This is a genomic window from Comamonas sp. 14P8.1.4 (assembly GCF_057799285.1).
The window spans coordinates 20,402-44,212 of sequence record NZ_JBYOKN010000012.1; the positions used below are offsets into that span (position 1 = coordinate 20,402).

The window sequence follows — 23,811 nt, forward strand, 5'->3', positions numbered from 1 at the left end:
AGCAGCCTTTTTTTCATGCTTGCATCACTCGATGCGGATATTGGCTTTCTGCACCACCTGCTTCATGATCTTTTCTTCATTGGCCAAGAACGCATTGAATTTTTCCGGCGTGTTTTCTTCCGGCAAATCCTGACCCAGTTCCTTCAGGCGCTTTTGCACGTTCTCGTAGCCTTTGACTTTCTCAGAGGCGGCCGACAACTTGCTGATCACCTCCGGGCTCGTCCCCTTCTTGACCATCAACCCCAAGATCAGTTCATAGACAACGTCTTCGTAGCCCGATTCACGGAACGTGGGCACACCCGGAAAGTGACCATTGCGCTCTTTGCTGGTGGTGGCCAATGCCCGCACCTTGCCGGCTCTCATCAGCTCACCAGCCGTGGCTGCGTTGCTCATCATGAAATCGACACGGCCGCTCACCACATCCGGAATGGCTTGCGCGCTGCCTTTGTACGAAATCATCTGGAACTTCACCCCCGCATTCTGCGCAAACAGCTCTGCAGGCAAATGCGAAGTGGTGCCCACACCGACGGATGAATAGCTCACGTGCTCAGGATTGCTTTTGGCGTAATCCACCAGCTCCTTGAGTGTTTTGAACTTGGAGTCGCTGCTCACCACCAGTGCCAGCGGCATCTTGGAGATATAGCTCACACCGACAAAGTCCGAGGTATTGAAACCCGCTTTTTTATCGACGTAAGGCATGGTCACGATGGTGTTCGCAAAGATCGGCACTGTATACCCGTCCGCAGGAGAATTCATCGTGCGTTTGATCGCCATGATGGTGCCCACGCCCGGCACATTCTCGGGCACCACGGGATTCTTCAACTCTTTGGAAATCTCTTCGGCATACAAACGCCCTACGGCATCCGAAACGCCCCCAGGCACACTCGGAATAATTACCTTGATGGGTTTATCCGGATACGCAAAAGCCATGGAGCTGGCCAGCACTGTCGCAGCAAGAACTACGCACTTGGATGCAATATTTTTCATGCATTTCTCCTGAAATTAATATGAATACCCAAAGACCTTAGAAGCGATGGCGCAAGCCAAAACTGGCTTGAAACTGCTTGTCTTTGGACGACAGGAAAGAAATGCCTGCAATACCGTTGTTATCTACTTTCTGGTGGGCCAGAATGGTATAGAGCGCTGTTCGCTTGCTCAGGTTGTAAACACCTGAGAAATTGATTTGTTTGACGTCTTGATCCAGCGACGTTTTATCGTTGAGCATTTGATAACCCAGCGCGAAATTAAAATTTTGCACGGGATACATCACTGCCAATGACCAAGTGTCTGCATTTTGATTGCTGACATTGCGGGCATTTTTCTGTTGGGTATAAATGCCTGTCACACGCAGCTTATCAAAACTATAAGCGGCACCCGCCCCCCAAACTTTGTCGCGCTGCTGACCGGGCAGGCAACCTGCCGCGCCATTGCATTCGGTCTCCAAATAGCTCAAACCCAGCGTCAGGCTCTTGTTTTTATAACCAGCCCCCAGGTTCCATGCGCGCCCTGCTTTGGCTGAGCCTGCCACCTCGCCAAAGGCGGTGAATGCGTGCAGCTTGAAACCCGAGAAATCGGGGGAGCTGTACTTCAAGGAGTTGGCATAACGAGTCGTGCCAATGGTGTTGTTGAACTTGGCCAAGGTCGAACCACTAACACCTGCACCGTCAATGCGCGCAGCGGGTGAGCCAAAAGGCGGCGTGTGGCTCATGGGCCCCAGCAAGTCATACATGACGGGACGCTGAAACCCCAGTTTGACATCGCCCCAGTGCTGCGACTCCAGCCCCAACCAGGACTGGCGATTCCAGAACTTGTCAGCTGAACCGATCGTGCCCACATCGATCGCGGTACCAGCCTCCAGATTGAATACCGCGCTCAAACCGCCACCCAAATCCTCCTTGCCGCGCAAACCAATGCGCGAAGTATTCAGGTTGCCGCTATTGAGTTCCGTGGAACTGGCACCTTTTTTATCACTAACATGGGTAATCGCCGCATCCATAATGCCATACAGCGTAACGCTGGAGGAAGCATGCACATTCATCATGACCAATGTGCTCGATATACTCAAACCATATTTTATTAAAGATTTCATTTGTCTCCACCTGTGAATGTACGGCTTCATTTAAATTTTCGTTTTTAGCACCTGTGAATTAATCGAATAATTTATTTATTTCATTATGAAACTAAATATTAAAATTCATTCAATCCACAAATACTTTTTTATTCTATAAAGACACAGGATGAAGCCAAGTAATATTTAATCAACCAGAGCTAAACAAAAAATTACCGGCAAATGGAAAACAAAAGTAAACACACCTCAGTAATAACGTTTAAATATAAACACCAATAGATTTTCAAATCAATAAAAATTCAATTTCTGAAACGATGGATATTGACTGCTTGTGGGCAAGCACTGCTCCGTGCATCCGCCGCACAAGGCGCCTGCCCAGCAGCCAGATGACTCTGGTCGCTTTCCATCGCCCATAAAAAAAGCAGCCACATGGGCTGCTTGGCGCGACGCGCAAGAAATGCTGCGCAGGCTTGCTTAGCGGTAGAACGCCTCAACCACGCCCTTGAGCTTGATCAGCAACGGACGGCCCTTGCGATCCAGCGTCTTGCCAGCTGGCACCTTCACCCAGCCTTCGCTCACACAGTACTCTTCCACATCGTTACGATCTTTGCCATTGAAGCGGATGCCGATGTCGTGATCAAACACTTCACGGACAAAAAACTTGCTGGAGGGATCAATCGACAGGTGATCAGGCAATTCTGGGCGTGCTGCGGTAGCGTCAGTCATAGTGTTTCCAAGTCAACGGGGCCAGGCCCCAAATTCACGAATGCGGCGATTGTCCCGCATTTGGCAATGCCCTGGCAGTCACACCAGGCGCCCGGCTTCCATGGTCAATGTGCGCTCACACTGGGCCGCAATGTCCCGGTCGTGCGTGACCAGCACCAAGGTGGTGCCCTGCTCGCGGTTCAGCTGCAGCATCAGCGCCATGACGGCAGCTCCCGTTGCATGGTCCAGACTGCCTGTGGGCTCATCGGCCAGCAACACGGTGGGCTGCACCACAAAGGCACGCGCCAGGGCCACACGCTGTTGCTCACCGCCAGAGAGCAGCTTGGGGTAATGCCCCAGGCGCTGGCCCAGGCCAACACGCTGCAGCATCTGCTGCGCCTGCTGGCGTGCGCCACGCACACCGGCCAGCTCCAGCGGCAGCATGACGTTTTCCAGTGCCGTCAGATGCGGCAGCAGCTGAAAGTTCTGAAACACAAAACCCAGCTTCTTCCCGCGCAATGCGGCGCGCTCGTCTTCATTCAGCGCAAAAATATCTTGCCCCTGCCAACGCACCGTGCCATGGCTGGGGGTATCCAAACCTGCCAGCAGGGACAGCAAGGTACTCTTGCCCGAGCCTGATGCCCCCACAATGGCCGCCGTCTGCTGGGGCTGCAGATGGAACTGAATGTCGCGCAGAATCTCCAACGTGCCGGTGGAGTCAGTCACAGCTTTGGAGAGGTGATCCACTTCGATCACGGGCACGGAAACAACACTCTGGGACATGGAAGGCCTTGTAACAAGCATGCAAAACGCACACACATGGTTCAATCGCCGCCACTTTATCGTGTCTGCGGCTGCACTGGGCATCAGCCAGACCACATCAGCGGCGCAAGCCAGCCCGCATGTGCTGGTACTGGGAGACTCTTTGAGTGCGGAATATGGCCTTGCACGCGGCACCGGCTGGGTCGCCTTGCTGCAGCAAAAGCTCAGCGCCGAGCACCCTGGAGCCGCCCTGACCAATGCCAGCATCAGCGGAGACACCACCTCTGGCGGGCGCATGCGCCTACCCGCTTTGCTGAAACAACACCGCCCCAACGTGGTCATCATTGAGTTGGGCGGCAATGATGCCTTGCGTGGTTTGCCGCTGAACGGCACACAGGACAATCTGCGCGCCATGGTGCAGGCGGCGCAGGCCACAGGGGCCAAGGTCTTGCTGCTGGGCATGCAGATGCCGCCCAACTACGGGCAGCAATATGCCCAAGATTTTGAGCAGCTGTATGTGCACCTGGCGCAAACGCTGAAAACGGCACTGGTCCCTGCATTGCTCAAAGGGGTGGCCGATGCCCCCAACCCGACGGCACTGTTTCAGGCAGACCGGATTCACCCCACGGCTCAGGCCCAACCCATCATGCTGGGCAACGTGTGGCCTGCACTGTCTCGCCTGTTGAAGCCATAAAAAAACCAGCACGAAGCTGGTTGGGAGGGATCCGGATTATTGCGCAGCGGGATCCGTGGGCACAGGGGCCATATCGGGTTGCGCTGCGGCATCACCCTCGGCAGCAGGCTCCGGGTTGTTCTTGCGTTCTGACTTCTCACGCAGCTTTTCTGCTTTTTTGTTTTTCTTAGCCAGTTCGCGTTGACGTTTTTCGTATCCGTAGTTGGGTGTGGCCAATGTGTGCTTTCGTTGATGTGCTTGCAGTAAGGGGCACTTTAACACCCCTCTTGCACGACTGCTGGCAAAGCCACCACTGGCTGCACACTCGCACGGTAGGCATGCCATGTGGCGCAACCCAGCCACGGGCCCACCAGCACCAGCGGCCATTGCCACGGCACCAGCAATGCACCGGCCACCAGCGCCACGATCAGCAAGGCCCACAGCAGCAGCACGCCAGGCTGCTGCATGACGACGCGAAAGCTGGTGATAGCCGCCGTCAGCGCATCTGTGCCGCGATCCAGCATCAAGGGCAAGGCCACCACCATGCTGCCAAACACCACGGCTGCGAAAACCCCGCCCACCACGGCATATGCCAACAGAAACTGCCAGTTCTCAGCGTTAAAAACCGCTTGCAGCACCCCTGTGGTTGATGGCATGCCGGTATTGAAGAAGACGGCAAACACCACCAGCGACGCCCGCCCCCACAGCAGCTCCAACACGATCAGCACAAAGACCAGCATGCCCATGCTGCCCAGTTGTTGATCCCAGCAGGTAATGGACTGCCCCAGATCGGCAGGCAAGCCCTGCTCTAGCCTGCGGCTGGTGTCATACAGCCCCATCGCCAGAAAGGGGCCAACCAGCAAGCATCCGCTGGCCATGGACATGGTGTACTCCGGGCTGGCTTTGAACACCCAGACCAGCACCAGCGCCATGCCCCAAAAGCACAGGCCGTAAAACAGTGCCACACCCCAGTCCCGCCGGATATCGCGCCAGCCAGCCAGCAGCCAGTGAAAAGGTGCAAGTGCCCCCATGGGGCGCAGCACAATGGGTGTGCCCCCTGCGTCAGGGGTGGTTGCTGGGGCATCGGGTGCAGCCATGACCATGTCCTCCTTCTGTCAAAACAGCAGAACATAGCGGTGCAACAGCGTCAACCCGTGAAACGCGCATATCAAAACAGAAGCTGCCAGCGCTTGTCAAACAATGATTTCAGATAGTTTTCACTCCAAAATAAAGCAATAACAAGCGCTGGCAGCTTTGTTTTTTGAAGCGCCAAGTACAACTGAAGCACAAGGCACGCACTCACGCCTTCTGCCTCGCCGTGATGGCGCGCTGTCAGGCGTTATGCGAAGCCGCAGGCCTTACGGCAGGTGTGGCGCGTGCGACCAAACTTTGCTGCGGCTGACAGGAGCACATCAACGTGTCCCTTAGCTCACCCAGGCTTGGCCAAACGCTTGTTCCCAAGCTTGGGCCAGATCGCGCAACAGATCTTGCGTGGCTTCCAGCCCCACACAAAAGCGCACCACCGTGCCGGCACGCAGGGGGCCACGCCCGCAGGCGCGCATGCTGTCGATGTCATAGGGCATCACCAGGCTCATCGGGCCGCCCCAGCTGTAGCCCAGCTTGAACAGCTGCAAGCTGTCGCAGAAACGGTCGATGGCCGCTTGTTCCCACTGCGGATCAATGACCACGCTGAACAAGCCCGCCGCCGCGCCCTGCCCCTGCTGGGCAGCGCCACACAGCTGCTGCCAGTGGGCATGACCCGGAGCCCCATCGAACGCGGGGTGCAGCAGCTGCACTACCGCACTTTGGCGCTGCAGGGCCGCTGCCAGTGTGCGGGCCGACTGGTCATGTGCGTGATAACGCAGTGCCACGCTGGACAGCGAACGCAGCACCATCTCAGCATCATTGGCACCAATGCCAATGCCCAGGCGCATGTGTGTGAGCTTGATGCGCATGTGCAGCGCTTGGTCTACGGTGACGATGCTGCCCATCAGCACATCGCCCCCGCCACTGGGGTACTTGGTCAAGGCATGCGCCGAGACATCTACCGCCACGCTGCCACCGTCGGCCAGCAAGTCAAATGGTTGAAACGCCAGGCCAGCGCCCCAGGTGTTGTCCAGCACCGTCGTCACACCGCGCGCGCGGCAGGCTTGCACCAGAGCGATCAGGTCGGGGAACTCCATGCTCACGCTGCCAGGCGCTTCCAGCCACACCAGCTTGGTCGCAGAGGTGATCTTGGCCTGCAAATCGGCCACATCCATGGGGTTGTACCAGGCGTGGCGAATGCCCCAGCGGGCCAGCTCATGCTCTGCAAAATCCTTGTTGGGCCCGTAAGCGTTATCGGGAATCAGCACCTCATCGCCCGCAGACAGCAGGCCCAGCGCCACCGTGCTGATGGCGCACAGGCCACTGGGCACCAGCAGGCACTGCTTGCCGCCTTCCAGGCTGCACAGGCGCTCTTCCAGCTGGTACGTCGTGGGTGTGCCGTGCAGGCCGTAAGTGAAGCCGCTTTTGTCGAGCCAACGGCGCGTGCGCATGTCCTGCACATTGTCAAAAATGACCGTAGAGGCCTTGTGCACCGCAGGCTGTGGCGCGGTGAATGCTTGCGGGGCTTGGTAGCTGTGGTGTACCAAGTCGGTGGTGATGTGGCGTGCGTTTTCCGTCATGGCGACATATTACGCGCCAGCCATGCACGGCCCCATAAACAAAGGCCGCCCGAAGGCGGCCTTATGCGTTGGAGATGAGTGCGCGGATTACTTCACCGTCAGCAGGTTGTTGACGGAGTGCACCCCTTCCACCACCTTGGCCAGTTGCTCGGCACGGTCCTTGGCGGCTTGGTTGGGCGCTTCGCCATTCAGGGTCACGGCACCGTCCTTGGTGTCCACATTGATCTTCAGCGCGCTCAGCTCGGCGTCACCGACCAGTGCGGCGTTGACCTTGCCTGTGATGCCGGCATCACCTGCGGCCTCCACCACATTGGCGGCTGCATCCTTGGTGGCTTCTGCAGCGTTGTCGAGCTTCTGGCCCGCAGCTTCGACCGCACGATCAGCCTCCGCCTTGGCGTTCTCAGCGCCTTGTTCCGTCTTTTCGATCGCGTTGTCCAGTTTTTGACCGGCAGTTTGACCATCGTTGGGGCCGCAAGCCGCCAGGCCCAGCGCCAAAGCAGAAACCGCCAGAACTTGTAGCAATCGTTGGTGAGAAATAGACATGGTGCGAACGCTCCTCTTCGGTTGTCGTAATGAAAAAAGGCCAAAACCCTTTCGTCGTGACCACATAGACGCAATGTAAATTCCAGCCTTTTTCCGCTGGGTGGGGCGAGTACCGAAGCACCTGTAGGACAAGCCCATCACACATTCCACCACCGAATGCATCGACAATAGCGCCTCTATGCAATTGAAACAGTGGCTCCCTTTTCTGGCCTGGCCCCAGCTCACTCCGGCGCTGGCACGCAATGAGTTGTTGGCCGGGGTCACCATCGGGTTGATGCTGCTGCCCCAGGGTGTGGCATACGCCGCTTTGGCAGGCATGCCATTGATCACAGGGATTTACGCTGCACTGCTGCCCTCCTTGGTAGCCGTGCTGTGGGGCGCTTCACCGCGCCTGGGGGTGGGGCCCACCGCCCTCACCAGCTTGCTCATCGGTGCATCCTTGGCGGGCATGGCAGAGCCCGGCAGCGCACAGTGGGTGGCGCTTGCCGCCTGGATGGCCATCATGGCCGGTGTGGTGCAGTGGCTGCTGGGGGCGCTGCGCAGCGGCTGGCTGGTCAATTTGGTGACTTCACCCGTACTCAACGGTTTCACCCAGGCTGCAGGCATTCTGATTTTGCTGTCCCAATTGCCCGACCTGCTGGGCCTGCGCAGTTCCTGGGGCGCCTTGCTGCACGATCCCAGCTTGCACCACTTCGACGCCTGGGCCCTGCTGTTTGGGGTCGGCGGCCTCGGCGGCTTGTTGCTGCTCAAACGGCTGGCGCCCAAACTGCCTGCCGCCGTCTTGGTGATTGCGGCTTGCGGCATGCTCAGCGCTGCCCTGGGTTTTGCCGATCACGATGACCAGGTCGTGGGCCACTTGCCTGCAGGCATTCCCGGCCTCTCACTGCCTGCCAGCATCAGCCTGGATGAAGTCACGCGCCTGCTGCTGCCGGTGCTGATGATCAGTCTCGTGAGTTTTCTGGAGATGGCCTCCAGCGCGCAGGTGGAGCACCGCCAGGCCGGCACACGCTGGAATGAAAACCAGGACCTGGTCGCGCAAGGCATGGCCAAGGTGGCGGCAGGCTTGAGCGGCAGCTTTGCCATCAGCGCCTCGTTTTCGCGCTCTGCAGTCACCTTGCACTGTGGCGCCAAAACAGGCTGGGCCACCATTTTTGCCATTGGCATGGTGCTGATTACCGTGCTGTGGCTCACCCCCGTGCTCTACCACGTGCCCCAGGCTGCGCTGGCCGCCGTGGTGGTGTCGGCCGTCATCAACCTGATTCAGCCGCGCACGCTGCTGGCGCTGTTTCGCATTTCGCGGGTTGAAGGCTCGATTGCCGTGACCACGCTGGCACTGACGCTGCTGACTGCCCCGCGCCTGTACTGGGGCGTGCTGGCTGGGGTCCTGCTGAGCCTGTGTCACTTCCTCTACCAGCGCCTGCACCCGCGCATTCTGGAAATTGGCGAGCACGCCGACGGCAGTCTGCGTTCGCGCGACATCTGGAACCTGCCGCCCATTGCCCCGCACGTGCTGGCACTGCGCATGGATGCCGAGTGGGACTTTGCCTCAGCCTCCGCGCTGGAGCGCTATGTCACGCAGGCCCTGCAGCAACGCCCGGAGGTCCGCACCGTGTTTTTGGATGCCCAGCCCATCAACCGGATTGATGTCACCGGGGTTGAGAGCTTCTTGCGCCTGCGCCAAAGCCTGCAAAAGCAAGGACTTGGCCTGCATATTGGGGGATTGAAGCTGCCCGTGGAAGCCATACTGAAAAAAGCGGGAGCACTCGTTCCAGGCCCTGATTTGCAGCTTTCCCGCACCAGCGCACAAGCTTTGCTTGCAATGCGTGTGCCCGACGCAACCAAATAAGCCGAACAGCCGCACCCTGACTGCGCGTACTGCTACACTTCATTACATTACCTGCGCTGGAAATTTCTTCGTGACTGGCTCCCACACTCCTCCCTCTATCGCTTTGCAACAGCTCCGCCTCGACGGTGCGCTGGCCTTGCTCGGTGAGACGGAAGTAGCCGCACTTCCAGCAGCCCAGACCGATGCGGCACAGCGCCTGCAAGCCATCATCGACGGCTTGTGCGAGCTGTCCTTGCGTGACCCGCTCACGGGTACCGCCAACCGCCGCCACTTCGACAGCATCTTGGACCGCGAGCTTGACCGCGTGGCCCGCTCTGGCGACGTGGCACTGCTGCTGATGATTGATATCGACCACTTCAAGCAAGTGAACGATACCTACGGCCACCACATTGGCGACTGCGTGCTGCAACAAGTGGCCACCGCCCTGGGGCACTGCGTGCGCCCCATGGACACACTGGCACGCTATGGCGGCGAAGAGTTCGCCATCGTCTTGCCCGCCTGCCAGCCCGCCTATGGCCAAAACGTGGCCGACCGGGTGCGCCACGCCGTCGAAGCCTTGCGCATTCGCATCAATCCCGGCCAGGACATCGGGGTGACCGTCAGCATTGGCGGCGCTTATGCGCTGCAATGGATTCGCAGCACGCGCAAGCTCTGGATTGAGCGTGCCGACCAGCAGCTCTACCACGCCAAAGCCGAGGGTCGCAACCGCATTGGCATTGAACAACAACCCGACAGCACCGTGACTGCCGAGGAAAAAAACTTGCTCTTCATTCCCGCACTGACTGCTGACGCTTCGGCGTGGTCTGGTGACTGGATTGAAGTGCTGGGCGCTCCCGTGGATACCACCGATGGCCTCTACTGAAGGCATGCATTGAAATGAACGACGTGCTGTCCCCCTCTTCTTCTACCCCCTCGGCCACCCAGGCCAGCGAGGTGCGCCCCCGCTCTGCCGCAGGGGCCCACATCATTGCTGTCACCAGCGGCAAGGGCGGTGTTGGCAAGACCTTTGTCTCGGCCAACTTGGCTGCTGCACTCACCCGCCACGGACTGCGTGTGCTGGTGCTGGACGCAGACCTGGGCCTGGCCAACCTGGATGTGGTGCTCAACCTCTACCCCAAAGTCACCCTGCACGATGTGTTCATGGGCCGCGCGACGCTGCAAGAAGCCGTTGTGACAGCGCCCGGCGGCTTCCATGTGCTGCTGGCCGGCTCGGGCATGGTGGAGTACTCGCGCCTGACACCCGAAGTGCGCAACCAGCTGATCCATGTGATCGACACGCTGGCACCCCACTACGACATCATCTTGCTGGACACCGGCGCTGGCATCTCGGATGTGGTGCTGTTCTCTGTATCACTGGCCCATGAGGTGCTGATCGTGGCCACGCCAGAGCCCACCTCCTTGACCGATGCCTACGCCGCCATCAAGGTGCTGGCTACCCAGCAAAAGCGCCACAACATGCGCCTGGTCATCAACCAGGCCGCACGCCCGGGCGATGGCCGTGCCATCACCGGACAGCTGCAGCAAGTGCTCAACCGCTTTGTCAACTCTGAATCGGGCCTGCCCATGCGCCTGATTCACATGGGCGATATTCCCGCCGACAAGGCCGTGCGCGAGGCAGTCATGCGGCGCCAACTGCTGATTCAGGCATCCCCCGGCTGCGCAGCATCGCTGGCCATGGCCCAGCTGGCCAATCGCATCAAAACCATGGTGGCCCCGGCACAAGCGGCCTGAGCGGCGCTGACACCCAAGCAAAGAGCTGCCCCATGGCAGCTCTTTTTTATGTATAAAAACCGCTGCTAACGCTGACCAGTCAAGCGCCAGCAGCTCTCTATTTATTTGTAATCAGCCATGCGCAGGCGCTTGGCATCCATGCTCAAGCCTCCGGCCCCAAAGGCCACAAAAGCCAGCAAACCACCGGCAATCGCCACGTTCTTGTCAAACAAGATCTTGGTGATCATCACCTGATCGGCAGGCACCGACCAGTACGCATGAAACAGCACCGCAGCCGCCAGCGTAAACAGGGTCAGCACCGCAGCGGCGCAGCGGGTTTTGAAGCCCACCAGCAGCAAGATACCGCCCAGCAGCTCAATCACCAGGCCAACGGCCACCCCCACTTCGGGCATGGGCATGCCCACGGACTGGGCGTATGCCACCTGCCCGGCAAAACCGGTGAGCTTGCCCAGCCCTGCCGGAATAAACAGCCAAGCCAGCAAAATGCGGCCCACCAAAGCCACCGTGTTGCTCGTTGCGGTATTCATAGCGTTATCTTTCTGGGCCATGCCCTGTGATGTGATGAATGCACCTTCATGCTGTGCGTTCAGGCTGCCAAATCAAATACCAGCAATTCCGCCGCATGTGCGCCGTGCAATTGCAGGCTGTGCTCATTTTCTGCAAGCAGCGCGTCCCCGCTTGTCAGCTTTTTGCCCGCTATCTCGACTGTGCCTTGAATCACAAAGACATAGGCTTTGCGGCCCGGCACTATGGTGTGCTCCAGCTCGACCACCTCCCCGGGCGCGGGGCGCAGCAAGCTGGCATAGATGCGTGCATCGGCATTCAAATGCACTGAATCTTGCGCGCCATCGGGCGACGCCACCAGGCGCAACACATTGGTCTTTTGTGCATCGCCAAAGCGCTTTTGTTCATAGCCGGGCTCCAGGCCGTTGCGGCTGGGCAGCAACCAAATTTGCAAAAAGTGCGTGGTCTGTCCGTGCGCGTGGTTGTGCTCGCTGTGCACCACCCCCGTGCCCGCCGTCATGCGCTGCACCTCCCCGGGCTGGATGGTCTGCACATTGCCCATGCTGTCTTGGTGGGACAGTTCGCCCTGCATGACGTAGCTGACAATTTCCATGTCCCGGTGCGGGTGTGCGCCAAACCCCGTACCCGATGCAATACGGTCTTCGTTGATCACGCGCAAATTGCCCCAGCCCATGTGGTTGGGGTCGTAATACCCGGCGAAAGAAAAGCTGTGGAACGACTTCAACCAGCCATGGTCGGCAAAGCCGCGTTCGTGGGATGGGCGTACAGCAATCATGATCGGCTCCTTGTTTCCGGCAGCACCTTGGCTGCAATGCTTGCACTGTAGAACGCGGTGCCTTGCCGGAGTACGCACCGGTTTGATGGCATCATTCAAACTCTTTGAATGAACGCGACCATGCATGCCCAGCCCTCGTGACGTTTTAACCCCGGACAGCCTTGCCATGCTGCAGGTGATTGCCGACACCGGCAGTTTTGCCGCCGCCGCACGGCAGTTGCGGCTGGTCCCCAGCGCCCTGACTTACCGGGTGCGCCAGATGGAAGAAGCCCTGGATGTGCTGCTGTTTGACCGCAGCGCGCGCCAAGCACACCCCACCGAAGCCGGACAAGCCCTGCTCACCGAAGGTGCCCGCCTGCTGCAGGACATGGAGGCCGTGGCCCACCGCGTGCGCCGCGTTGCTACTGGCTGGGAGCCGGAGTTGACCCTCATGGCCGACGGGGTGATTGCCCAAGACACCTTGTTTGACCTGGTGGAGGCGTTCTACGCCCTGGGCTCCCCCACCAAAATCAAGCTTGGCATGGGCACGCTCAGCGGCCCCATCGAATGCGTGACCACGGGCCGCGCCGACCTGGCCTTGGGCGTCGCAGCCAACAACACCAGCACGGCGGGCTTGCAGCTGCACGATCTGGGTGACATCACCTTTGCCTTTACCGTGGCGCCCTTTCATCCGCTGGCAGCCATTACCGAGCCACTGAGCGACGACATCCTGCTGGAACACCGCCTGGTGGTGGTGGCAGATTCTGCACAGCGAGAGCGCACCTCCATCGGCCTGCTCAATGGGCAGGACATTTTCACAGTCGACAGCGTGCAGGCCAAGATTGATGCCCAGGTCCGTGGCCTGGGCTGCGGCTTTCTGCCCGAGGCCATGGCCCGCCCCTATGTGCAAGCGGGCTTGCTGGTGGTCAAAGCCGTCACCCGCCCCACACGCCAGCTGCGCATGCGCTACGCCTGGAAAAAGCCCAGCAACGGCGACCTGGGCAAGGCACTGCACTGGTGGCTGACCCAGCTGGCCAGCCCCGTCACCCAGCAAGCCTTGCTGGAAAACCACCGCCCACCGCACGCACCACAGCTGCGCTGACTGCCGGCCATGACTTCCTCTGCCTATTGCGGGCGCTTTGCCCCCTCACCCACCGGCCCTTTGCACGCCGGCTCACTCGTGGCTGCCCTGGCCAGCTGGCTGGATGCCCGCGCCCACGGCGGCACCTGGCTGGTGCGCATTGAAGATATCGACCCGCCCCGCTGCCCAGCGGGGGCCGACACCCTGATCCTGACGCAGCTGGCGCAATGCGGCTTGCACGCAGATGCGCCCGTGGTCTGGCAATCCCAGCGCCACGCCCATTACGCCCAGGCGTTGCAGCAATTGCTGACCCGGGCACTGGCCTACCCTTGCGGCTGCACCCGCAAGGACATCGAAGCTGCCCTGCAAGACATGGGCCTGCCCCATGAGCGCCACATTGAGCGCCCCTACCCCGGCACCTGCCGCAGTGGTTTGCACGGCAAGCCCGCCCGCAGCTGGCGCTTTGCCCTGGAGCAATATGTATCAAATTGGACTATAGCCCTTACTGCGCCTACGCATACAGCTCCTTTTTCTTTAGAGCATGGTCTGCTCACCTGGCACGACCGGCGGCTGGGGCCGCAACAGCAAATGCCCGCCCAGGTGGCGGGGGACTTTGTGCTCCAGCGTGCCGATGGCCTGTATGCCTACCAGCTGGCCGTGGTGGTCGATGACGCCTGCCAGGGCGTCACCCACGTCGTGCGCGGCGAGGATTTGACCGACAACACAGCCCGCCAATTGCTCTTGCAGCATGCACTGGGTGTGCCGCATCCTGCCTACCTGCACACCCCGCTGGTACGCATGCCCGATGGCGAGAAGCTCTCCAAACAACATGGCGCACCGGCACTTAATGTGAGCCAGCCCATGTCCACCCTCAACACTGCCGCCCAAAGTTTGCATTTACCCACATTCCCCCCAGAAACTGCGGTGGCTGATGCGCTAGCTCAATGGGTAAAACAATGGCAGGCCACTTACAATGTGCGACGTGACTGAGCAACAAAACCACCCCATGGCTGACACCGACGCAGCCCCAACGACATCCACCGCAGGCCAAGCCCCTGCCGATGTTGCCTTCCCCAAGACCATTCGCAGCTACGTGCGCCGTACTGGCCGCGTCACCACCGGCCAGGCCAAAGCGTTTGAAGACGTGGGTCCACAGTACCTGCTGCCCTACACCAGCGCGCCGCTGGATGCGCAGGCCGCATTTGGCCGCGAAGGCAAGCTGATTTTGGAAATAGGCTTTGGCATGGGAGAGGCCACCGCCCACATCGCCCGTGTGCGCCCCGAAGACAACTTTCTGTGCTGCGAAGTGCACGAACCCGGCGTTGGTGCGCTCCTCAAGCGCATTGGCGAGCAGGACATTCACAACATCCGCATCCTGCAACACGATGCCGTGGAAGTGATCGACAACATGCTGGCCGAAGGCAGCATTGACGGCGTGCACATTTTCTTCCCAGACCCCTGGCACAAGAAAAAGCACAACAAGCGCCGCCTGATTCAAAGCCCACTGGTTGCCAAGCTGGTCAGCCGCCTCAAAACCGGCGGCTATTTCCACTGCGCCACCGACTGGGAGCCCTACGCCGTCCAGATGCTGGAAGTGCTGTCCGCCGAACCTCAGCTGGCCAACACCGCCTCTGGTTACGCCACCAAGCCTGAGTACCGCCCTTTGACCAAGTTTGAAAACCGCGGCTTGCGACTGGGCCACGGCGTCTGGGATCTGGTCTTCACCAAGCGTTAGCGCGCGCTGCGCAGCTGCAACACACCGAACGACATGCACATTCTGCAAAACTTGGTTCAGATGACCGGCCAGCGCGATCACCTGCGCTTGGAGCTGTCCGTGCTATCGACGTTCATGCAGCTGCCAGCCATCACCGATGTGCGGGCGTTGGAGCTGATGCAGCTGGATGGCAGTTACGTGGTGCGCCCCCGCACCTGGCTGCAAGATGGGCAGCTGGTCTCTGCCACGCAGGATTTCCAACACGATGCACAGCGTGCGCCTTTGCACACGCTGGAACACCTGCACCACTGCGTGACCCAGCATGCCCTGCAGGCCCAGCACAGCGTCACACCGCAGCAGCACGTCATCTGGCTGCCTGTGTGGATGCACGACCAAGTGCGCGTCTGCCTGGAAGTCACCCAGTCGGAGCCCTTTACCCCACACAGTCTGGATGTCATCACCGGCATCTTCCATGTCTACCAGAACTACCAAAGTCTGCTGGACTACAGCGAGCGCGATGCGCTGACTGGCCTGCTCAACCGCAAGACCTTTGACGAACACCTGCTGCGCTTTGCCACTGCGGCACACCACAGCCACACGGACGACCTGCCCTGGCTGGCCGTGATCGATATTGACCATTTCAAGCTGGTCAATGACCGCTTTGGCCATTTGTTCGGTGATGAGGTATTGATTCTGGTGGCCAACCTGCTGCGCAATGCGTTCAGCGCGCAGCACCGTATTTTCCGCTTCGGCGGAGAAGAGTTCGTGGTGCTGATGCCACCAGCGAGCAAAGAGGCAGCGCAAGCTTCCCTGGAAGCCTTTCGCCGCATGGTGGCCAGCCATGCGTTCCCCCAGGTGGGGAATGTGACCGTCAGCGTCGGCTTTGCCGGGGCCAAGCTGTGCTCAGCGGTGGAAATCCTGGGGCAGGCAGACCAGGCGCTGTATTACGCCAAGGAAAATGGCCGCAACCAAGTCTGCCACTTTGAGCGCCTGCAAGACCAAGGCCTGCTGCACACACAGATCTCGCACGACGATATCGAGCTGTTTTAGCCAACCATCCCGGCCGAACTTGCCTTGACAATGTGTGCAGAGGCTAAACCTGCACAGACACACACACCCGGTCACGCCCTTCGTCCTTGGCCTGGTACAGCACGCTGTCAGCGCGCTGCAGCAAGCTGCCCACGGTGTCGCCATCGCGCAGTTGTGTCACGCCAAAGCTGCAGGTCAGCGGCAGAACCAGGCCATTCTTTTCCCAGGGCACACTGCGCATCACCTCTGCCAGACGGTAGGCCACGGCTGTAGCGTGCTCCAGATCCGTCTCTGGCATAAAGATCACAAACTCCTCGGCACCGAAGCGCACCAGCCAGTCTGCATTGAAGCGCAGACCATCTTGCAAGCGTTTGGCCACATCGCGCAACACCCAGTCACCCACGGCATGACCGTGCTGGTCATTGATGCGCTTGAAATGGTCAATATCAGCAAAAATCACCGAAAAAGGCCGCGCGTAGCGTGCACTGCGCTCCAGCTCCTGAGGCAGGCGTAGCTCCATCGCACGGCGGTTGTAGGCGCCGGTCAGCACATCCAGCTGGGACATGCGTTTGACTTCATCCACCAAAGAAGACAGCTCTTGCGTGCGCTCCTTGACGAGGCCATCCAGGTCCTGGATATGCCGCCCCAAAGCTTCTTGCAGGTGGTGAAAGCCCTGTATGACCATATCAATCTCATCAGCACGCACCCGCTCCGGGCGCTGAATGTCCAGTGGCTGACTCAAAGATTCCGGCTTGAGGTTGCGGGCAAAATCGGCGATCTGCCGCAGCGGCATACCCAGGTCACGCCGGATTACCCAAGCCACGGTCATGCACACCAGCACCGTAAAGATGAGATAACCCGGAATCACATGGAGCTGCGATGCCCACAGCAAATTCCGGTGGTAGGCACGATCGGCCCACACCTCAATCGTGCCCAGCGACTGATTTTTATAGTCCGGCGCATAGAGTATCGCCTGGTATGACGGCACATCTTGGCCCATCCCACTGCGCCCCGCTGTGATTACTTCACCGGTGGCCGCCACATGGATGCGCACAAAGCCCACCGCGTCCATTTCTGTCAGGCGCTGCACATGGTGCTGCAGCACTTCGCGGTCAATGTCCCACAGCGCATGGGCAATGGCACGGCTGCTGACTTCCACAATCAGTGCCATGGTGTTGAAAAACTGCTTTTCCTGCTGCTGCCGATCCAGCCAGACCTGTACGCCCCCAATGCCGATCAAACACACCAAAGACAGTGCGACGATGCGCTGCAGCATCAGCGTGGAAATTGAGCGAAATGGAATGTCTAGGCGACGCATACACGCAGCTTCTTATCGCAACAGTTTTTCAAGATCAAAATCATAGCGCTGCACCTGCGTGCGCAAGTACTTGCTAAATGGCCGAAAGTCCAGCTTGGCCGTATTGTGTGGCCCCAAGCGTTTTTCAAACTGCACACTGCTGGCCTTGTCAAACAGCTTGAACATGGGGCGCTCCAGCTCCAGGCCCTCACTCGCAAAATCCACGCCATGGTGGTAGTCATAGAGCATCACCAAAGACCAGGCCCCTGCCAGAAAATGCCCGCCAGCCAGTGCGGTCAGTTGACCGCTGCGCAGTTTTTCGAATGCTGCGCTGGATGTGTTCACACCGCTGAACAAGGCATCCCGACCGGGCGTCCCCCCTTGGGCTTGCCAGGCCAGCATGGCCCCAAACGCCATCAAATCGCTACCGCTCCAGACCAGCCGGGCATGCGGATAGCGCTGGAAGAGCACCTCGGCCTGCTGCTGTGCCTTGTCCTCGCGCCACTCACCGTAGACTTCTTGCATCAATTCGACGGACGCACCCGCTTCGCGCACCGCATTGCGCATGCCGCGATTGCGTGCCACCGAGGTGGGGGTAGAGCGATCCCCTGCAATCGCCAGCATCTGCAGCTTGCCTTGTTCGTTGCGCCACTGCGTTTGCGATGTGGCCGCTTGTATCAAGGCCTTGGCCGTCAGGTAGCCCGCGTCTTCAGCCCTGGGCTCTAGGCTTCCCAGCCAGAAGGGAAAGCGCTCTCGGGGCTGCCCCACTTGGGGGCGCAGCTCTTCTTGAATACCGCTGAACGCCATGAAAACCTGAATGCCTGCGCCGTCCAGCGCTCTCAAGATGCTGGGGGCTACGCTGTAATCGTTGGTAAAGACGAGATAGTCAGGCCGCTTCGCAACAGGCAATTGCGCGATGTTTTTGGCAATCTCTATGGGCTGCAAACGGTCGCGCTCGGCGTAGATCACATTCAGCTGCATGCCAAGGCTGCGGGCGGCCTGGTGCATGGCATCTGCGGCAGCCAGCCAGTAGGCTTCGTCCGACTTCCCGGGATTGATGAACACCACCGATTGCGCGGCAACCCAGGGGCTGGTGATGCACCATGCCGCAGCCAAGCACCAGCGTACGGCGCGCACCAAAGACCCTGGCTGTGCTGCTGCAGTCGCCCGCTTGAATGTTTCCATATGTATGAGCGTAACCGAGAAAATGCGCGCCTCGAATACGTCGCGTCTTTTTCCCACACATTGCTAAGCCTACGCGACAGGGCATAAAAAAAGCCAGAAGGCATGCCTTCTGGCTTTTGGGAGAAAAAGGCTCTGCCCTGCGCTTTACAGGCGCTCAGCCACCCAAGCTTGCACCGAGGTCAACGCAGCTGGCACCGCTGCTGCATCGGTACCGCCAGCCATCGCCATATCGGGCTTGCCGCCGCCCTTGCCGCCCACTTGCTGGGCCACAAAGTTCACCAGCTCACCCGCCTTAACCTTGGCGGTTTCCGCCTTGGTCACGCCGGCTGCCAGCTGCACCTTGTCGCCGTCCACGGCCGCCAGCACGATCACGGCAGCGCCCAGCTTGTCCTTGAGCTTGTCCATGGTGTCACGCAGGGTCTTGGCATCGGCGCCGTCCAGCTTGGCAGCCAGCACCTTCACTCCATTGACTTCCACCGCAGTCGTGGCCAGCTCGTCGCCCTGGCTGGAAGCCAGCTTGCCCTTCAGGGCTGCGATTTCCTTTTCCAGCGCCTTGATCTGGTCCAGCGCACCACCGATGCGGTGGTTCAGCTCGGCCGTAGGCGCCTTGAAAGCGGCTGCGGCTTCACCCACGGTGGATTCGAGCGACTGCAGATAGGCCAGCGCGTTCTCGCCGGTGATGGCTTCGATACGGCGCACGCCTGCGGCCACGCCAGATTCACCCACCACCTTGAACAAACCGATGTCACCGGTGCGATGCACGTGGGTGCCGCCGCACAGCTCGCGGCTGGTGCCGATGTCCAGCACGCGCACCGTCTCACCATATTTTTCGCCGAACAGCATCATGGCGCCGGTCTTCTGGGCGCTTTCGATGTCCATCACGCGGGCATCGGTGGCGGTGTTGGCCAGAATTTCAGCGTTCACGCGCTGCTCAATGTCACGCACTTGCTCGGCCGTGACCGGGGCGTTGTGCGCAAAGTCAAAACGGGTGCGCTCGGCATTCACCAGCGAGCCCTTTTGCTGCACGTGGGCGCCCAGCACTTCGCGCAGGGCCTTGTGCATGATGTGGGTCACCGAGTGGTTGCGCATGGTGGCAGCGCGCAGCTGGGTGTTCACTTCGGCCTGCACGGCGTCGCCCACCTTCAGCCTGCCGGATTCCAGCACGCCGTGGTGACCAAACACATCGGCCTTGATCTTTTGCGTGTCTTCCACGGCAAAGCGGTTTGCACCTGCGGCGATCACGCCCTGGTCGCCCACCTGGCCACCGGACTCTGCATAGAACGGCGTGGTGTCCAGAACGACCACACCAGATTGACCGGCTTTCAGCTCGTTCACGCTAGAACCATCGGCATAGAGCGCTACGATTTTTGCAGATTCGGCCAGCTTGTCGTAGCCGGTGAAGGTGTTGCCGGAGCCGGTGTATTCCAGCGCGCGGTCCATCTTGAACTTGCCGGCCGCACGGGCCTTGCTCTTTTGCTCTTCCATGGCGGCGGCAAAGCCGGCCTCGTCCACGGTCAGACCGCGCTCGCGGGCCACGTCGTTGGACAGGTCCAGCGGGAAACCATAGGTGTCGTGCAGCTTGAAAGCCACGTCGCCGGGCAGCACCTTCACATCACCGGACAGCGCGCTGTCCAGAATTTCCATGCCGTGGGCCAGCGTCTCGAAGAAGCGCTCTTCTTCCACCTTCAGCACTTCGGTGATGCGCGCTTCTTGTTCGCGGATCTTGGGATAGGCATCGCCCATGGTGGCGACCAGGTCCTTGACCAGCTTGTGGAAGAACGGGGTCTTCTGGCCCAGCTTGTAGCCGTGGCGGATGGCGCGGCGCACGATGCGGCGCTGCACATAGCCGCGGCCTTCGTTCGAAGGAATCACGCCATCGGCCACCAGGAAGGCGGTAGCGCGAATGTGGTCGGCAATCACCTTCAGCGACGGGGTTTCCAGATCGGCGGTGTTCGTCTCGCGGCCCGCAGCCTTGATCAGGGCCTGGAACAGGTCGATCTCGTAGTTGCTGTGCACATGCTGCAAGATGGCAGCCAGGCGCTCCAGGCCCATGCCGGTGTCCACGCAGGGTGCGGGCAGCGGCTTGACGTTGCCCTGCTCGTCCATGTCGAACTGCATGAACACGTTATTCCAGATTTCGATGAAACGGTCGCCGTCTTCATCGGGCGAGCCGGGGGGGCCACCGGCAATGTGGTCGCCGTGGTCGTAGAAGATTTCCGAGCAAGGGCCGCAGGGGCCGGTGTCGGCCATCATCCAGAAGTTGTCGGACTTGTAGCGGCCGCCCTTGTTGTCGCCGATGCGGATCACGCGCTCGGGCGGCAGACCGATTTCCTTGGTCCAGATGTCATACGCCTCGTCGTCTTCGGCGTACACGGTGGCCAGCAGCTTGTCCTTGGGCAGCTTGTAGACCTCGGTCAGCAGCTCCCACGCCCACTTCAGCGATTCGCGCTTGAAGTAGTCGCCAAACGACCAGTTGCCCAGCATTTCAAAGAAAGTGTGGTGGCGGGCGGTGTAGCCCACGTTTTCCAGGTCGTTGTGCTTGCCGCCGGCGCGCAAGCAGGTCTGCACGCTGGTAGCACGGGTGTAGGGGCGCTTGTCGGTACCCAGGAACACGTCCTTGAACTGGACCATGCCCGAGTTGGTGAACATCAAAGTGGGGTCGTTCCCGGGCACCAGAGGGCTCGATTCCACAATGGTGTGGCCCTTGGATGCAAAAAAGTCCAGGAACGTCTTGCGGATGTCCGCAACGGAGAATTTGGGAGTGCTCATGGATGAATCGTTGTCTGGGTGCGCAAACGCTGCGGCACGGAATAACCTTTGATTATAGGTTTCATGCACTGCCTGCCGCCGGACATCTGCAATCACGCCGCGTGTGGTGCGTGGACTTGTGCCAAAACGCCACGCAAAAGGCAGCGCGCCCCTGCATTTACGCGGGCAAATCACCCAGGCTGCGCTGCGTTGTGAACTGGCGCTGCTGGCCGGTGATGGGGTCTTGGAACGCCAAACTTTGCGCCAGCAGCAGCAGAGGCCGGGAAAAATCCCCGTCCGGGGCATCGTCCACCACGGGGTAAAAGCCGTCACCCTTGAGCCCCAACCCCAGCGCTGCCATGTGCACGCGCAGCTGGTGGCGCTTGCCGCTGACAGGTTGCAGCAGGTAGCGCGCCCAATGCTCGTTGTGCTCCAGCAGCTGCATCTGCGTGAAGCTGTTGGGCACACCCTCCACCTCCTGCATGCGGATGAAGTTGCTGCTCTCGGCCATGCGGCTGGCGTGTTCACGGGGAAAGGTAATGGCAGGATTCCAAGGTGCAATCGCCTCATAGGCCTTGTGCACCGTGCGTTCACGAAACAACGCCTGATAGGCACCGCGCTCGTGCTTGTGGATCGAAAACAGCACCAGCCCCGCGGTGTCACGGTCGATCCGGTGCACCGGTGACAGATCTGGCAGCCCCAGCTGATTTTTCAGCCGGATCAACAAGGTGTTTTGCAGATAGTGCCCCCCAGGCACCACAGGCAAAAAGTGGGGTTTGTCTGCGACCACGATATGGTCATCGCGGTAGAGCACCTGTGCCTCAAAAGGAATGTGCGGCTCTTGCGGCACCTGGCGGTAGTAGTAAATGCGCAGCCCACACAACAGCGGTGTGTGTTCCGTTACAGCGTGACCCCGCTCATCGACCACCTCTGCGCGCGCCATGCGGGCCAGCCAGTCTTCGCGCGACACGGCGGGCAAGCGCTGCAGCAAATAATCCAAACAGCTGCCCTGCCCCATAGTGGGCAGTACCACGCAGCTGGGCTTTACCCCATCGCGGATGGGCAGAACCTGGGGATCATGGGTGTTGTGCATCGGCAATTTTTCTGGCGCGCCCTTTCAAAGCCAAATCAGCCTCAAACCCAGGCGTACCAAGCGCTTTTAGCTCATCTATTAAACTTTTTTGCGCGCCGTCTGCACGACCTCGGCAATCGCCTGCGCTGTGGCCCGGGCAGCGCCACGCTGTGACTGCGCAAACTGCAAAGCCGCCTGGCGCGCACGATCCAGACCCTCGGCATCGCGGGCCAGCGCGGTAGCCAGCTGCACGCCCTGCTCCATATCCAGCACGCGGAAAGCCGCACCCACTTCACAGGCGTTCTGCGAGGCCTGCGTAAAATTGAACGTGTGAGGCCCCAGCACCATGGGGCAACCACAGGCCGCCGCCTCAATCAGGTTCTGCCCACCCAGAGGCTCGAAACTCCCGCCTAGCAACCCAATGTGCGCGGCGGCGTAATACAGCGGCATCTCGCCCACACTGTCGCCCAGCCACACGTCCACGTCCGTCGGTGGCAAACCATCGCCCCAATGGCTGCGGCGTGCCACGCGCAAACCGGCGCTGCACAGCATGGCATACACCTCATCAAAGCGCTGCGGGTGCCGGGGCACGATCAGCCATTGGCACTGGCCAGCCACCCCATGGAATTTGCGGCCATCCCATTGGGCAATCCACTGCGCCTCTTCCCCTTCGCGCGAGCTGGCCACAATCACCACCGGCTTGCTGCTGGCTGCGCGCCAGGCCGTGCCCTGCGCCATCAGCGCGGAATCGGGCTGCACGTCAAATTTCAGGTTACCCAACACAGCACGCACAGGCGCCTGCAGGCTGCGCAAGCGCTGCGCATCTTCTTCGGTTTGTGCCCACACGGCATGCAAGGCGCGATAGACCGGCACAAACAAGGACGGCCAGCGCTGAGCCCCCGCCTGAGACTTGGTATTGAGTCGCGCGTTGGCCAGCACCAGCGGCACACCGGCCTGCTGACAACCCAGCACCAAGTTAGGCCAAACCTCGGTTTCCATCAGCACGCCAACAGCAGGCTGAAACTGGCGCAAAAAGCGTTGAACCGCTTTGCGGCTGTCCCACGGCTGCCACACTTGTACATCCTCCGGCTGCAGCAGCTTGCGCCCTTCCGCACGCCCTGTGGCGGTACCGTTGGTCAGCAGCAACCGCATCCCCGGGATGGCGGCACGCAACTCTTTGATCAGCAGCGCAGCAGCACGCGTCTCGCCCAGGGAGACGGCATGCACCCACACCCATTGCCCTGCAGCCTCACGCCCCAGATCCCGAGGGCTGTAGCGGCCAAAGCGCTCTGCCACAGCTTGGCCGTAGCCGGGCTCGGCCTGGGCACGCCGGCGCAGTTTGCGCCGCAACAAGGGTTGTGCCGCCCATGCCAAGGCGGAATAAGCGGCCAGACTCCAGTTCATGCGGTACG

Annotated in this window: 23 protein-coding genes; 8 read left to right on the forward strand and 15 right to left on the reverse strand. The window is 60.2% G+C overall.

The features are described 5' to 3' along the window. Positions 1-24: 24 nt before the first annotated feature. The 4 genes from AC27VO_RS14345 to AC27VO_RS14360 form a co-directional block, all read right to left on the reverse strand. Entirely contained in the window at positions 25-987 is a 963-nt protein-coding gene (locus AC27VO_RS14345; RefSeq protein ID WP_488667398.1) for a Bug family tripartite tricarboxylate transporter substrate binding protein, read from the reverse strand. A 37-nt stretch (positions 988-1,024) separates the two neighbouring features. After that, positions 1,025-2,089 (reverse strand): porin, encoded by a 1,065-nt coding sequence (locus AC27VO_RS14350; protein WP_488667399.1) that lies wholly within the window; start codon positions 2,087-2,089, stop codon positions 1,025-1,027. Between the two features lie 453 nt (positions 2,090-2,542). Further along, positions 2,543-2,794 (reverse strand): DUF3297 family protein, encoded by a 252-nt coding sequence (locus AC27VO_RS14355; protein WP_488667400.1) that lies wholly within the window; start codon positions 2,792-2,794, stop codon positions 2,543-2,545. 78 nt (positions 2,795-2,872) lie between these two features. Continuing rightward, complete coding sequence (locus AC27VO_RS14360; protein WP_488667401.1) at positions 2,873-3,556, reverse strand: ABC transporter ATP-binding protein; 684 nt, start codon at positions 3,554-3,556, stop codon at positions 2,873-2,875. Positions 3,557-3,575: 19 nt separating this feature from the next. On the opposite strand from AC27VO_RS14360, the gene AC27VO_RS14365 reads away from it, so the two are divergent. Next, the gene (locus AC27VO_RS14365) at positions 3,576-4,229 is read left to right on the forward strand and encodes an arylesterase (RefSeq protein WP_488667402.1); all 654 of its coding nucleotides are present in this window, start codon (positions 3,576-3,578) and stop codon (positions 4,227-4,229) included. 36 nt (positions 4,230-4,265) lie between these two features. Here the strand turns inward: AC27VO_RS14365 and AC27VO_RS14370 are convergent, their stop codons facing one another. The 4 genes from AC27VO_RS14370 to AC27VO_RS14385 all read right to left on the reverse strand — a co-directional run bounded on the left by AC27VO_RS14370 (position 4,266) and on the right by AC27VO_RS14385 (position 7,417). Next, complete coding sequence (locus tag AC27VO_RS14370; protein ID WP_488667403.1) at positions 4,266-4,445, reverse strand: hypothetical protein; 180 nt, start codon at positions 4,443-4,445, stop codon at positions 4,266-4,268. Positions 4,446-4,483: 38 nt separating this feature from the next. Beyond that, positions 4,484-5,305, reverse strand: a complete 822-nt coding sequence (locus AC27VO_RS14375) for a DUF2189 domain-containing protein (RefSeq protein ID WP_488667404.1) — start codon at positions 5,303-5,305, stop codon at positions 4,484-4,486. A gap of 327 nt (positions 5,306-5,632) precedes the next feature. Next, a complete protein-coding gene (locus tag AC27VO_RS14380; protein WP_488667405.1) occupies positions 5,633-6,874 on the reverse strand; it encodes a PLP-dependent transferase in 1,242 nt (413 codons plus the stop codon). Positions 6,875-6,961: 87 nt separating this feature from the next. Further along, complete coding sequence (locus AC27VO_RS14385; protein ID WP_488667406.1) at positions 6,962-7,417, reverse strand: BON domain-containing protein; 456 nt, start codon at positions 7,415-7,417, stop codon at positions 6,962-6,964. Between the two features lie 178 nt (positions 7,418-7,595). Here AC27VO_RS14385 and AC27VO_RS14390 point away from each other — a divergent pair, with 178 nt between their 5' ends. The 3 genes from AC27VO_RS14390 to AC27VO_RS14400 all read left to right on the forward strand — a co-directional run bounded on the left by AC27VO_RS14390 (position 7,596) and on the right by AC27VO_RS14400 (position 10,994). After that, complete coding sequence (locus AC27VO_RS14390; RefSeq protein ID WP_488667407.1) at positions 7,596-9,263, forward strand: SulP family inorganic anion transporter; 1,668 nt, start codon at positions 7,596-7,598, stop codon at positions 9,261-9,263. A gap of 97 nt (positions 9,264-9,360) precedes the next feature. After that, positions 9,361-10,125 (forward strand): GGDEF domain-containing protein, encoded by a 765-nt coding sequence (locus tag AC27VO_RS14395; RefSeq protein WP_488667448.1) that lies wholly within the window; start codon positions 9,361-9,363, stop codon positions 10,123-10,125. A gap of 14 nt (positions 10,126-10,139) precedes the next feature. Next, the gene (locus tag AC27VO_RS14400; RefSeq protein ID WP_488667408.1) at positions 10,140-10,994 is read left to right on the forward strand and encodes a MinD/ParA family protein; all 855 of its coding nucleotides are present in this window, start codon (positions 10,140-10,142) and stop codon (positions 10,992-10,994) included. Positions 10,995-11,095: 101 nt separating this feature from the next. On the opposite strand, the gene AC27VO_RS14405 is transcribed toward AC27VO_RS14400, so the two are convergent. Both AC27VO_RS14405 and AC27VO_RS14410 read right to left on the reverse strand, forming a co-directional pair. Beyond that, positions 11,096-11,521: a DoxX family protein gene (locus AC27VO_RS14405; protein WP_488667409.1), complete on the reverse strand. Its 426-nt coding sequence runs from the start codon at positions 11,519-11,521 to the stop codon at positions 11,096-11,098. 59 nt (positions 11,522-11,580) lie between these two features. After that, positions 11,581-12,294, reverse strand: a complete 714-nt coding sequence (locus tag AC27VO_RS14410; protein ID WP_488667410.1) for a pirin family protein — start codon at positions 12,292-12,294, stop codon at positions 11,581-11,583. A gap of 124 nt (positions 12,295-12,418) precedes the next feature. Between AC27VO_RS14410 and AC27VO_RS14415 the strand changes: the two genes are divergently transcribed. The 4 genes from AC27VO_RS14415 to AC27VO_RS14430 are packed head-to-tail and all read left to right on the forward strand — an operon-like array spanning position 12,419 to position 16,118. Next, a complete protein-coding gene (locus AC27VO_RS14415) occupies positions 12,419-13,375 on the forward strand; it encodes a LysR family transcriptional regulator (RefSeq protein WP_488667411.1) in 957 nt (318 codons plus the stop codon). A gap of 9 nt (positions 13,376-13,384) precedes the next feature. Then, positions 13,385-14,344, forward strand: a complete 960-nt coding sequence (gluQRS, locus tag AC27VO_RS14420) for a tRNA glutamyl-Q(34) synthetase GluQRS (RefSeq protein ID WP_488667412.1) — start codon at positions 13,385-13,387, stop codon at positions 14,342-14,344. 16 nt (positions 14,345-14,360) lie between these two features. After that, complete coding sequence (gene trmB, locus AC27VO_RS14425; RefSeq protein WP_488667449.1) at positions 14,361-15,089, forward strand: tRNA (guanosine(46)-N7)-methyltransferase TrmB; 729 nt, start codon at positions 14,361-14,363, stop codon at positions 15,087-15,089. 33 nt (positions 15,090-15,122) lie between these two features. Next, positions 15,123-16,118 carry a GGDEF domain-containing protein gene (locus AC27VO_RS14430; protein WP_488667413.1) on the forward strand — a complete coding sequence of 332 codons (996 nt, stop codon included), beginning with the start codon at positions 15,123-15,125 and terminating at the stop codon, positions 16,116-16,118. A 43-nt stretch (positions 16,119-16,161) separates the two neighbouring features. Here the strand turns inward: AC27VO_RS14430 and AC27VO_RS14435 are convergent, their stop codons facing one another. From AC27VO_RS14435 to AC27VO_RS14455, 5 genes are all read right to left on the reverse strand, one after another. Then, the gene (locus tag AC27VO_RS14435; RefSeq protein WP_488667414.1) at positions 16,162-17,415 is read right to left on the reverse strand and encodes a GGDEF domain-containing protein; all 1,254 of its coding nucleotides are present in this window, start codon (positions 17,413-17,415) and stop codon (positions 16,162-16,164) included. A gap of 12 nt (positions 17,416-17,427) precedes the next feature. After that, entirely contained in the window at positions 17,428-18,579 is a 1,152-nt protein-coding gene (locus AC27VO_RS14440; protein WP_488667415.1) for an ABC transporter substrate-binding protein, read from the reverse strand. 144 nt (positions 18,580-18,723) lie between these two features. After that, entirely contained in the window at positions 18,724-21,348 is a 2,625-nt protein-coding gene (gene alaS / locus AC27VO_RS14445) for an alanine--tRNA ligase (RefSeq protein ID WP_488667416.1), read from the reverse strand. A gap of 157 nt (positions 21,349-21,505) precedes the next feature. Further along, positions 21,506-22,420: a pseudouridine synthase gene (locus AC27VO_RS14450; protein WP_488667417.1), complete on the reverse strand. Its 915-nt coding sequence runs from the start codon at positions 22,418-22,420 to the stop codon at positions 21,506-21,508. A gap of 78 nt (positions 22,421-22,498) precedes the next feature. After that, a complete protein-coding gene (locus AC27VO_RS14455; protein WP_488667418.1) occupies positions 22,499-23,803 on the reverse strand; it encodes a 3-deoxy-D-manno-octulosonic acid transferase in 1,305 nt (434 codons plus the stop codon). Positions 23,804-23,811: the final 8 nt, after the last annotated feature.

Coding starts and splice junctions, on each gene's coding strand:
- AC27VO_RS14415 (WP_488667411.1), top strand. CDS start 12,419: ATGCCCAGCCCTCGTGACGTTTTAACCCCGGACAGCCTTGCCATGCTG.
- AC27VO_RS14355 (WP_488667400.1), bottom strand. CDS start 2,794: ATGACTGACGCTACCGCAGCACGCCCAGAATTGCCTGATCACCTGTCG.
- AC27VO_RS14380 (WP_488667405.1), bottom strand. CDS start 6,874: ATGACGGAAAACGCACGCCACATCACCACCGACTTGGTACACCACAGC.
- AC27VO_RS14410 (WP_488667410.1), bottom strand. CDS start 12,294: ATGATTGCTGTACGCCCATCCCACGAACGCGGCTTTGCCGACCATGGC.
- AC27VO_RS14375 (WP_488667404.1), bottom strand. CDS start 5,305: ATGGCTGCACCCGATGCCCCAGCAACCACCCCTGACGCAGGGGGCACA.
- AC27VO_RS14360 (WP_488667401.1), bottom strand. CDS start 3,556: ATGTCCCAGAGTGTTGTTTCCGTGCCCGTGATCGAAGTGGATCACCTC.
- AC27VO_RS14390 (WP_488667407.1), top strand. CDS start 7,596: ATGCAATTGAAACAGTGGCTCCCTTTTCTGGCCTGGCCCCAGCTCACT.
- alaS (WP_488667416.1), bottom strand. CDS start 21,348: ATGAGCACTCCCAAATTCTCCGTTGCGGACATCCGCAAGACGTTCCTG.
- AC27VO_RS14405 (WP_488667409.1), bottom strand. CDS start 11,521: ATGAATACCGCAACGAGCAACACGGTGGCTTTGGTGGGCCGCATTTTG.
- AC27VO_RS14400 (WP_488667408.1), top strand. CDS start 10,140: ATGAACGACGTGCTGTCCCCCTCTTCTTCTACCCCCTCGGCCACCCAG.
- AC27VO_RS14365 (WP_488667402.1), top strand. CDS start 3,576: ATGCAAAACGCACACACATGGTTCAATCGCCGCCACTTTATCGTGTCT.
- AC27VO_RS14430 (WP_488667413.1), top strand. CDS start 15,123: ATGCACATTCTGCAAAACTTGGTTCAGATGACCGGCCAGCGCGATCAC.
- AC27VO_RS14455 (WP_488667418.1), bottom strand. CDS start 23,803: ATGAACTGGAGTCTGGCCGCTTATTCCGCCTTGGCATGGGCGGCACAA.
- gluQRS (WP_488667412.1), top strand. CDS start 13,385: ATGACTTCCTCTGCCTATTGCGGGCGCTTTGCCCCCTCACCCACCGGC.
- trmB (WP_488667449.1), top strand. CDS start 14,361: ATGGCTGACACCGACGCAGCCCCAACGACATCCACCGCAGGCCAAGCC.
- AC27VO_RS14440 (WP_488667415.1), bottom strand. CDS start 18,579: ATGGAAACATTCAAGCGGGCGACTGCAGCAGCACAGCCAGGGTCTTTG.
- AC27VO_RS14385 (WP_488667406.1), bottom strand. CDS start 7,417: ATGTCTATTTCTCACCAACGATTGCTACAAGTTCTGGCGGTTTCTGCT.
- AC27VO_RS14435 (WP_488667414.1), bottom strand. CDS start 17,415: ATGCGTCGCCTAGACATTCCATTTCGCTCAATTTCCACGCTGATGCTG.
- AC27VO_RS14450 (WP_488667417.1), bottom strand. CDS start 22,420: ATGCACAACACCCATGATCCCCAGGTTCTGCCCATCCGCGATGGGGTA.
- AC27VO_RS14350 (WP_488667399.1), bottom strand. CDS start 2,089: ATGAAATCTTTAATAAAATATGGTTTGAGTATATCGAGCACATTGGTC.
- AC27VO_RS14345 (WP_488667398.1), bottom strand. CDS start 987: ATGAAAAATATTGCATCCAAGTGCGTAGTTCTTGCTGCGACAGTGCTG.